The sequence below is a fragment of the Rhizobacter sp. P2_H2 genome (genome assembly GCF_056403375.1).
On sequence record NZ_JBFUFP010001067.1, the window covers coordinates 1 to 1,804 of the forward strand.

Here is a 1,804-nt window from a genome sequence, read left to right on the forward strand (position 1 = left end):
GCACCGCACCGCGCCACGGCGCGACGGTCCGGCAGGGCGCGGCCGGATGGCGGTGCCGTGAGCGCGCTGCACATCGCGACGCCGCATGACGTGACGCCCGAAGCGGCGCTCGGGGCGATCCGCGCGCACCGCGGCCCGATCCTGCTCGACCTGGACGAGACGCTGTACCTGCGCAACTCGACCGAGGACTTCATCGACTCGGCCCGCCCGCGCCTGGCGGCGCTGCTGCTGCTGCGCCTGCTCGACGCGCTCAAGCCGTGGCGCTGGACCGGCGGCGAACCGACGCGCGACGTGTGGCGCGTGCGCCTGGTGATGGGCTGCTTCCCGTGGATCGCCCGGCGCTGGCGGGCGCGGGTCGCCGCGCTCGCCGGCGCCCATGCCAACCGGCGCCTGCAGGCGGCGCTCGACGCGCCCGGCGCCACGACCACCCCCATCATCACGACCGCCGGCTTCCACCCGATCGTCGCGCCGCTGGTCGCCGCGCTCGGGCTGCCGCAGGCGCAGATCGTCGCGGCGCGCCTGTCGTGCTTCGCCGACCGGCGCGACGGCAAGCTGCACATGGTGGTGGGCGCGCTCGGCGGCGAGACGGTCGCGCGCGCGCTGGTGCTGACCGATTCGGCGCAGGACCTCGGCCTGTTGAACGCCTGTGCCCACCCGCTGCGGGCGGTGTGGCCCGAGGCACGCTACCGCCACGCGCTGAGCGGCGTGTACCTGCCGGGCCAGTACCTCACGCACGTCAAGCGGCCGGGCGAGCGCTACATCGTGCGCGGCGTGCTGCAGGAGGACTTCGCGTTCTGGGTGCTGTGCTCGACGGCGCTGGCGGCCTCGCCGGTGCCGCACGTGGCCGGCCTGCTGTTCCTGCTGGTGTCGTTCTGGGCCATCTACGAGCGCGGCTATGTCGACAACGATGCGAGCGGCGCGCGCTTCGAGGCCGAACCGAAGCTGAGCGCCGCCTTCCACGAGCACGGCATCGCCACGCCGCGCTGGGCGCCGTGGCTGTGGGCCCTCGGCTGCGGCGCGATCGGCGCGGCGTTGGTGCGCTGGCCGGATCCGCTGCAGGCGGCTGACCTGGCGGCCTGGGTCGCGGTGCTGGCCGCCACGCAGCTCTGGTTCACCGGCTACAACCGGGTCGACAAGGCCACCCGCGTGTGGCTGTTCGCCGGCCTGCAGTTCGCGCGCGCGGCGGCCTTCGTCGTGCTGGTGCCGATCGTGCCGATCGGGGCCGCCGCGCTCGGTGCGCACGTGCTCGCCAAGTGGGTGCCGTACCACGTCTACCGGCTGAGCGGCAAGGCCTGGCCGGAGGCGCCTTTCCACCTGATCCGGTTGATGTTCTTCGTGGTGCTGGCCGCGCTGCTCACCTTCGCGCTCGGCTGGTCGGCGATCTTCAACGTGAGCGCGCTCGCGCTGCTGGTGTGGAACCTGTTCCGTGCGCAGCAGGAACTGGCGACGGCCATCGCGGCCGCGCGCCGCCTGGACCGGCCGCCCATGCCGCCGCCGTCATGAGCATCAGCGTGTGCATCGCGACCTACCGCCGGCCCGAGCGGCTCGGCGCGCTGCTGGACGACCTGGTCGCGCAGCAGTGCCTGCCCAGCCAGGTGGTGGTGGTCGACAACGACGCACGCGGCACGGCGCGTGCCGTCGTCGAGCGGCGGCGTGCGGCCGGTGCGCCGTTCGCGATCGACTACGACATCCAGCCCGAGCAGAACATCTCGCTGACGCGCAACCGCAGCGTCGAGTGCGCGCGCGGCGACTGGCTGGCGTTCATCGACGACGACGAACGCGCCCCGGTGGACTGGCTGCGCCG

2 protein-coding genes are annotated in these 1,804 nt (G+C 73.9%); both read left to right on the forward strand.

Annotation, left to right across the window (positions count from 1 at the left end):
* Positions 1-1,503 (forward strand): hypothetical protein (locus AC1D15_RS30075; RefSeq protein ID WP_477828904.1); only part of this gene is annotated, 1,503 nt, incomplete at its 5' end.
* Positions 1,500-1,804 (forward strand): glycosyltransferase family 2 protein (locus tag AC1D15_RS30080; RefSeq protein WP_477828905.1); only part of this gene is annotated, 305 nt, incomplete at its 3' end. The genes AC1D15_RS30075 and AC1D15_RS30080, both read left to right, overlap by 4 nt.